This window comes from Porticoccus sp. (genome assembly GCA_023261185.1).
Lineage (GTDB): Bacteria > Pseudomonadota > Gammaproteobacteria > Pseudomonadales > Porticoccaceae > Porticoccus > Porticoccus litoralis.
In genome coordinates, this window is sequence record JALRJN010000024.1 from 1 (window position 1) to 6,999 (window position 6,999).

At 53.0% G+C, this 6,999-nt stretch carries 11 protein-coding genes; 2 read left to right on the top strand and 9 right to left on the bottom strand.

The features are described 5' to 3' along the window. The 4 genes from ACYZYZ_RS02175 to ACYZYZ_RS02190 form a co-directional block, all read right to left on the bottom strand. Positions 1–109, bottom strand: a 109-nt coding sequence (locus ACYZYZ_RS02175; protein ID WP_461483093.1) for a DUF5669 family protein, incomplete at its 3' end; no start/stop codon positions are given. Positions 110–217: 108 nt separating this feature from the next. After that, the gene (locus tag ACYZYZ_RS02180) at positions 218–817 is read right to left on the bottom strand and encodes a DsbA family protein (RefSeq protein WP_461483088.1); all 600 of its coding nucleotides are present in this window, start codon (positions 815–817) and stop codon (positions 218–220) included. Positions 818–938: 121 nt separating this feature from the next. Further along, the gene (locus ACYZYZ_RS02185; protein WP_461483089.1) at positions 939–1,226 is read right to left on the bottom strand and encodes a hypothetical protein; all 288 of its coding nucleotides are present in this window, start codon (positions 1,224–1,226) and stop codon (positions 939–941) included. A 65-nt stretch (positions 1,227–1,291) separates the two neighbouring features. Beyond that, positions 1,292–1,603, bottom strand: coding sequence for an EthD family reductase (locus tag ACYZYZ_RS02190; protein WP_305169822.1), 312 nt, complete (start codon positions 1,601–1,603; stop codon positions 1,292–1,294). 349 nt (positions 1,604–1,952) lie between these two features. Between ACYZYZ_RS02190 and ACYZYZ_RS02195 the strand changes: the two genes are divergently transcribed. Then, positions 1,953–2,228, top strand: coding sequence for an Lpp/OprI family alanine-zipper lipoprotein (locus ACYZYZ_RS02195; protein ID WP_305169823.1), 276 nt, complete (start codon positions 1,953–1,955; stop codon positions 2,226–2,228). 5 nt (positions 2,229–2,233) lie between these two features. Here ACYZYZ_RS02195 and ACYZYZ_RS02200 read toward each other — a convergent pair whose 3' ends face one another. Next, positions 2,234–3,235, bottom strand: a complete 1,002-nt coding sequence (locus ACYZYZ_RS02200) for a L,D-transpeptidase family protein (RefSeq protein ID WP_461483090.1) — start codon at positions 3,233–3,235, stop codon at positions 2,234–2,236. 29 nt (positions 3,236–3,264) lie between these two features. Further along, a complete protein-coding gene (locus tag ACYZYZ_RS02205) occupies positions 3,265–3,753 on the bottom strand; it encodes a L,D-transpeptidase family protein (protein ID WP_305169825.1) in 489 nt (162 codons plus the stop codon). Between the two features lie 214 nt (positions 3,754–3,967). Here ACYZYZ_RS02205 and ACYZYZ_RS02210 point away from each other — a divergent pair, with 214 nt between their 5' ends. Further along, positions 3,968–4,234 carry a tyrosine-type recombinase/integrase gene (locus tag ACYZYZ_RS02210; protein ID WP_461483094.1) on the top strand — a complete coding sequence of 89 codons (267 nt, stop codon included), beginning with the start codon at positions 3,968–3,970 and terminating at the stop codon, positions 4,232–4,234. 31 nt (positions 4,235–4,265) lie between these two features. Here ACYZYZ_RS02210 and ACYZYZ_RS02215 read toward each other — a convergent pair whose 3' ends face one another. From ACYZYZ_RS02215 to ACYZYZ_RS02225, 3 genes are all read right to left on the bottom strand, one after another. Next, on the bottom strand, positions 4,266–4,562 hold the full coding sequence (locus tag ACYZYZ_RS02215) for a PA4642 family protein (protein ID WP_305169826.1): 297 nt from the start codon (positions 4,560–4,562) through the stop codon (positions 4,266–4,268). 29 nt (positions 4,563–4,591) lie between these two features. Then, entirely contained in the window at positions 4,592–6,037 is a 1,446-nt protein-coding gene (gatB, locus tag ACYZYZ_RS02220; RefSeq protein ID WP_461483091.1) for an Asp-tRNA(Asn)/Glu-tRNA(Gln) amidotransferase subunit GatB, read from the bottom strand. Continuing rightward, positions 6,037–6,999: amidase family protein (locus tag ACYZYZ_RS02225; protein ID WP_461483092.1), on the bottom strand; the 963-nt coding region annotated here is incomplete at its 5' end. The genes ACYZYZ_RS02225 and gatB, both read right to left, overlap by 1 nt.

The following is a 6,999-nucleotide window of genomic DNA, read 5'->3' on the forward strand; positions in this document are numbered from 1 at the left end:
TTGACGTTGGGGCTTCGTGGCTGTGGACCTTGATGCCGTTCTGTAGCGAGTGAGTATCAAACAGGCTAAGCAGGTTGAGTTCATCCAGGTGATCACTGGAAAAGGGCATAGTGGTACCTCTTATTGTTGTTGGTTATGGCAGTCATACGACGACAAACTGCTACACATACATATACACCTAGCCTTGCTGGTTCTGTCAACAAAAAACCGTGTGTTGTTAGCTAATCCTCTGCCCCTGGGCCCATTCCAGAGCGCGCTCCAGTCGGTCATTCCCCCAGAACTGTTCGTCACCAACAACAAAAAAAGGCGCGCCAAAGAGTCCCATTTGGCTGGCTCTTTCCGTTTGCTCGCGTAATGCCTGTTTGGCTTCCGGTGAGTTTGCAGCTGCTAGAATATTCTCGGCATCCTGGCCCGCTTCCAGCAGACAGGTGGAGATAACGTCGGGCAAGGCAATATCTTCATCCCGGGCGAAATTGGCGCGAAAGACTGCTTGAACAAAGTCGGCTATCCATGGCTCATCGGCAAAGAAACAGGTAATGCGGGCGGCTAACAGCCCATTGCGGGGGAAAGCAGTGGGTTTTTGATAGGGTAGCTGTAAGTCGCTACAAAGGCGTTCCAGGTCGCGCCACATATAGGCGCCCTTGGCGGGGTAGAGATTAAAAGGCGAGTCGGTCCAGCCCTGCTGGTTAAAAATTGGGCCGAGCAGAAAGGCGCGCCAGTTGATGTCGATTCCTTGGTTGGTGGCCAGCTCCCCGATTCTCATCACAGCCGGGTATGAATAGGTGCTCGCAAAGTCGAACCAGACATCAATCTTCATGGTTTAGCCTCAAACTCACTCGTTTATGTCGCGATATGGTTTAACTATCGCGTTGAACGAGCGTATCTGCAATGGGGTAATACAGGTCAGTATGACTTCTTGTGGGAAAGAAAGTCGGTGGTTAGTTGATCTCTAGGTCAGTGGAACCGGCAAAAAAAGTCAATCCGAAGGATTCCGGTGTCGGGCAAGGGGTGGCGTACAGTGCTTCTGCATGCGCAGAAAAGGCGGGGCTGAGGTAAACAGATACGCTGCAAAACAGGCTGGCAGACGTTTCATGGCGATAGAAGGCAGCCATGTCTGCCGGTTTTCCTGCCTGTTCATATATTTCTGTCAGCTCAAGTTGCAGGTCATCAAAATCGGGACCAGCTAAAAGGGCGTCGCCCAAGCGGATGGCAAACCAGTTGTGCATGGGGGCGAGATCCTCAGGGCAGATGGTCTGTGTATTTTACACATCCCGCCCCCCATGCCGCAGGATTAGATCTTGATTTCGCTGATCTGGATAGTGGGCTGCACGTTAGTGAAATTGGGAAGATCTCCCAGAATCTCTTCAGCGTGAGGACCAAATGATTGCTGGAATGCGTCTACGGAATCAAAGGTCAGGTGCCCCATGGCAATAAACGCAGGGGCATCTCCTGGCGCACCACCGGCAATGCCATGATCGACTGCGCCAGCTTTCAGGGCATCGCCCAGCAGAGATACCACCAGTGGCACGTGAGTATTGCAGTAATAATCAATATCGAAGGTCGCTTCTGCGCTGTTGGGGTACATCACACTGACTTTTATCATTGTTGTTTTCCTCTGAATGAATAAATAACTCGATAACATAGGGGCTGATGAACAGCTTGATCTATGTAGAGAACTTCATAGAGTTCAGGTTAGATGGTCGAACGGCAGATGCAATCCCACCATAGGCGTATATTTGCGAGGAAGAGCTCGGCTAAAGGTACTACGATTTGGTGAGCGTTCACCCTAAGAGGATATTTTGTTTCATTCATCGAAGGGGTATTCTGGTCAGTGGTCGAAAGCACATGAGTAGGCAATGGATTTGAAAGTCCTGTAACTCGCATCCATACTCAAAAAACCAGTCATCTTATTTGTAAGTCTTAATACTCATATTTTCAGTAAGGGGATCTTTATGAAAGTTTTAGTCAAGTTATTACCTGTTCTGTTTGTTGTGGCAGTCGCCGGGTGTGCCAGCAACTCTTCGGTTGATGAGGTCAGGGCTATGGCCGAGGAAGCGCAGCGCGCTGCTGCTGAAGCAAAAAGTGCTGCCGCTGCGGCACAGCGAACTGCTGATGCTGCCAACAAGGCTGCTGCCAATGCACAAAGTACCGCTGACGCGGCGCAAACCTCAGCCAACGAAGCCAATGAGAAAATTGACCGGGCCTTTAAAAAAGCCATGCAAAAGTAGAGCAGTTATTCAATGATATCCAGCCAGTCTGAGCGGTCTGGCTGGATATGATTCTGGTAAAACTCAAAATCTGTCAGTGAGTGGGGCTCTATTCCCACGAGTACAGGTATGCCCGTGGCCTGTGCGACTACCACATCAACCCTGCCCCAGTTGATCAGGGTTTCAGGCAGCGCCTGCTGCATCGACGTTAGCTTTTTTATAACACCCGAGCGGTTTCCCTCCTGTACCACGCCATCAAGCTCCAGAGGCTGATGCACTTCCAGAAACAGCATCTTGCCTTGCCAGCCGATTTTATAAGGCTGGTTCACGATAGCGACCGGAGTGTTAATTGGCACGAGGTTATAGAGTTCTTCAATGTGCTCGGGGTACATGCGAATACAGCCATGGGTGACCTGCATGCCAATGCCAAAGCGCTTGTTGGTGCCGTGAATAAAATAACTGGGAATTGCCAACCCTAGTAAATAGTCGCCCAAGGGGTTATCTGGACCAGCGGGTACGATTCTGGGCAGAAAGTCACCTCGGGAAGCGTGTTCCTCACGAATACTTTCCGGGGGATACCAGGGCGGGTGTTCAACCCGCAGGGTCACGCGGGTTTCTGTGAGTGGTGTGGCCCAATCCCGGCGACCGACGCTGATGGGGTAAACCGCTACTGTATCCTTGCCCTGCTCGTCCTTACTGTAAAAAAAAAGACGCATTTCCGCCGTATTGATGACCATGCCTTCCCGGGGCGCATCCGGCAAAATCACATTGAATGGCAGCAAGACCTTGCTCCCGTCATCGGGAAGCCAGGGATCAATACCCGGGTTTGCAGAGCGAATCATGTTGTATCCCACTCGGTATCGTGCGGCGACATCAATTAGCGTCTCTTCCCGCGAAATGTAGGTGCGGCTGTTGCTACCAACCAGATCAGTGTTTGTTTCCGGAGACAGGACAAACTGGTTCTGGGCCAGGCAGGGTAGGGAGAAAAGGGTCAATAACAACAGGCCCGAAGCACTAAATGTATTCATTGTGTCCTGAACAGGTTTCCAGGTGGCCATCAGGGTACAATAACAATCGGAATCCCTGGCTTAATAGCCGACCAGATTTGGTCCATGTCTTCATTGGTCACACCAATGCAGCCATCCGTCCAATTGAATATCTGCATCTGGTCGGGGGGTAACGGTGTATTGCTGGGCATGCCGTGAATCATGATCGACCCTCCTGGGCTCGCACCATTCTCCAGGGCCCGTTTTATATCCTGTTCATTAGGATAGGAAATATGGATGGCCTTGTAAAAATCACTCTTTTCCGTCTTGAAATCCAGAATATAACGCCCCTCTGGCGTACGCTCATCACCCGCATGCTGTTTGTGACCACGCGGCCTTGGCCCTAAAGCGATGGGATAGGCTTGGTACTTAACTCCGTCCCGAAGCAGATAAAGCATCCTCTCTGATTTGTCTACCAGCACGCTGTCAGCGACAAGCCGCTCGCCAGCCACTGCAAGCTGACAAACCAGTATGCCGATAACTAAAAAAACTTTATACATAGAGGTTTAGCTCGCTTCGGGTTACCAATATGTAGGGGAAGTTGACCATAACAAGAGCTTAATTCAAAAAAGGGTGGGGCTAACTGTTTTTTCTCATACAGGGGAATAACGAGAGTGATGGTTAAAGAGAAGAAAAAGGTCGTTGTGGAACGGTATTTATCGTGACGGCTAGAGAGGCGGAAAAGCTTGGGTCCTTGCTATTTATAAATAACTTCTGGCGGGGGGGCTTGAGCGGCACCATTTCGATGAATCTTCGGTGAACCATTTTATTCGAAATGCCGCGAGACAATCCGGGATCAGAAAAGAGATAACCAGCCATACGTTACGCCATTCCTTCGCGACGCACTTGCTACAGTCTGGTGCTGATATTCGAACGGTGCAGGAGCAGTTGGGGCATACCGATGTGAAAACCACTGAAATCTATATCCATGTTCTGAAACAGGGTGCACATGGAGTAAAAAGCCCCCTCAGTTTCCTGTAGGGGGCTTCGGCAAAGATGAGGGTGGGGGGCTTTACTGCGCGCCGTTAGACTTGAGTGCTGCGACGTAGTCTTCCGCATGGCGGTGCTGGCTGGCGATGGCGAGTAGAGTCTTGCCGTCGGAGTTGGTGGCATTGATGTCGTGGCCCGCTTCCAGGAAGAATTTCACGAAGGTCTCAAAGTTTTCTGCCTTCATGCCGCGATAGGCTTTTTCCAGCAGGTGGAAATCGGGGTTAACGCCTTCGGGAGCTTCAAAATCCAGGAAGGTTTTAATGCGCTCGTCGTCGAATACTTCACCGAGAACTTTTTGTTTATCTTTTTTCAGTGCCATAAATAATTACTGCAAATAGGTGTTAAGGATTAAAGAAGTTCGTTGAGTTTCTTCAGCAGGACTTCATTCACCTGCTGAGGGTTCGCCTGGCCCTTCGACGCTTTCATGATCTGTCCGACAAAGTAGCCGAGCATTTTCGGACGCTTGGCTTCATCGGCGGTGCGGTAGTTTTCAACCTGTTGCGGGCTGTTGGCAATGACGTCGTCCACCATGGCTTTGATGGCGCCGCTGTCGGATACCTGTTTCAGGCCGCGGGCTTCAATAATGCTGTCGGCGTCGCCTTCGCCATCCCACATGGCATCAAACACTTCCTTGGCCATTTTACTGGAGATGGTGCCGTCTTTCAGGCGGGCAATCATACCTGCGAGCTGTTCGGCGCTGACAGGGCTGTCCTGAATGGACATATCATCGGCATTAAGGCGTGCGGACAGTTCGCCCATGATCCAGTTGGCCGCCAGTTTGGCATCGCTTTCGGCGGCGGTTTCGAAGTAACGCGCCACGTTGGCATCACCGCTAATAATATTGGCGTCGTAGTGAGATAGCCCGTATTGCTCCATAAAGCGGTCGCGGCGGGCGTCCGGCAGTTCCGGCAGGGTCTGGCGAATCTGCTCTATGTAGTCGTCGTCGAACGCGATGGGCAACAGATCCGGGCAGGGGAAGTAGCGGTAATCGTTGGCTTCTTCCTTGCTGCGCATGGAGCGGGCTTTTTTGGTGTCGCCGTTGTAGAGACGGGTTTCCTGAATCACCTTGCCGCCGTCCTCGATGAGGTCGATCTGCCGTTCCACTTCCAGGGCAATGGCATCTTCCATGAATTTAAAGGAATTGAGGTTTTTGGTCTCGGTGCGGGTACCAAAAGTATCGCTGCCAGCAGGTCGTACGGAGATGTTGACATCAAAGCGCATGGAACCCTGGGACATATTGCCGTCGCAGATGCCCAGCGAAGTGACAATGCTGTGCAGCTTGCGGGCAAACGCCACCGCTTCCTCGGCGCTGCGCAAATCCGGTTCGGAAACAATTTCGATCAGCGGCGTACCGGCGCGGTTGAGATCGATGCCGGACATGCCATGAAAATCTTCGTGTAATGACTTGCCCGCATCCTCTTCCAGGTGCGCGTGGTGAATGCGGATAGATTTTTTACTACCGTCTGCCAGTTCTATCTCCACGTGGCCGCGGCCGACGATGGGTTTTTCCAGCTGAGTGGTCTGGTAGGCCTTGGGCAGGTCCGGGTAGAAATAGTTTTTGCGTTCGAACATCGAGGTGTGGGCGATGTCCGCGTCGATGGCCAGGCCGAACATGATGGCATCGCGAAACGCCTGCTCGTTGGGCACCGGTAGTGTGCCGGGCATGGCCAGGTCGATGGCGCAGGCCTGGGTGTTGGGTTCCGCGCCAAAAGCGGTGCTGGCCCCGGAAAAGATTTTCGACTTGGTGGCCAGCTGCACGTGCACTTCAAGGCCGATAACGGTTTCCCATTGCATTATTTGAGGCCCTCCGGTGTGCGCTGGTGCCAGTCGGTTGCCTGCTGGAACTGATGCGCCACATTCAGCATCAGGCCTTCATCAAAGTAGTCGCCAATAATCTGCAGGCCCACCGGCTTGTTATCCACCAAGCCGCAAGGCACGGACATGCCGGGCAGGCCGGCCAGGTTGGTGGCGATGGTGTAAATATCTTCGAGGTACATGGCCACCGGATCGTTGCCTTTAGCGCCAAAGGCAAATGCCGGGGATGGCGAGGTGGGGCCCATGATCACATCCACTTCTTTGAAGGCGTCGACAAAGTCCTGCTTGATTAGGCGGCGCACCTGCTGTGCCTTGCGGTAGTAGGCGTCGTAGTATCCCGCAGACAGGCAGTATGCGCCCACCAGAATGCGGCGTTTTACTTCGTCGCCAAAACCCTCGCCACGGGTGCGCATATAGAGGTCACGCAGATCTTTCGGGTCTTCGCAGCGGTAACCGTAACGTACGCCGTCGAAGCGCGACAGGTTGGCGGAGGCTTCCGCCGGTGCAATCACGTAGTAAGCAGGTACGGCGAGGTGAGAGTGGGGCAGGCTGATTTCCACCAGTTGCGCGCCAAGTTTTTCGTATTCTGCCAGGGCGTCGCGCACTGCCTGTTCGGTGCCGCTGTTGAGCCCCTCACTAAAGTATTCTTTGGGTACGCCGATCTTCAAACCTTGTAAGGAGTTCTGGAGCTCGGCGGTGTAATCCGGTACCGGGCGATCTATGGAGGTGGAATCTTTGGGATCAAAACTGGCCATAGTGTTGAGCATCAGGGCGCAGTCTTCGGCAGTGCGTGCCATGGGGCCGCCTTGATCAAGGCTGGAGGCAAAGGCAATCATGCCCCAGCGGGAGACCAGACCATAGGTGGGTTTCAGGCCGGTGATGCCACAGAAGGCGGCAGGCTGCCGGATCGAGCCGCCGGTGTCGGTGCCGGTAGCACCGGG

What these genes read in the sequence shown, in the direction of transcription:
- ACYZYZ_RS02205 (WP_305169825.1), bottom strand. Translation starts at nt 3,753, where the DNA reads ATGTATAAAGTTTTTTTAGTTATCGGCATACTGGTTTGTCAGCTTGCA.
- ACYZYZ_RS02200 (WP_461483090.1), bottom strand. Translation starts at nt 3,235, where the DNA reads ATGAATACATTTAGTGCTTCGGGCCTGTTGTTATTGACCCTTTTCTCC.
- ACYZYZ_RS02215 (WP_305169826.1), bottom strand. Translation starts at nt 4,562, where the DNA reads ATGGCACTGAAAAAAGATAAACAAAAAGTTCTCGGTGAAGTATTCGAC.
- ACYZYZ_RS02190 (WP_305169822.1), bottom strand. Translation starts at nt 1,603, where the DNA reads ATGATAAAAGTCAGTGTGATGTACCCCAACAGCGCAGAAGCGACCTTC.
- ACYZYZ_RS02185 (WP_461483089.1), bottom strand. Translation starts at nt 1,226, where the DNA reads ATGCACAACTGGTTTGCCATCCGCTTGGGCGACGCCCTTTTAGCTGGT.
- ACYZYZ_RS02180 (WP_461483088.1), bottom strand. Translation starts at nt 817, where the DNA reads ATGAAGATTGATGTCTGGTTCGACTTTGCGAGCACCTATTCATACCCG.
- gatB (WP_461483091.1), bottom strand. Translation starts at nt 6,037, where the DNA reads ATGCAATGGGAAACCGTTATCGGCCTTGAAGTGCACGTGCAGCTGGCC.
- ACYZYZ_RS02195 (WP_305169823.1), top strand. Translation starts at nt 1,953, where the DNA reads ATGAAAGTTTTAGTCAAGTTATTACCTGTTCTGTTTGTTGTGGCAGTC.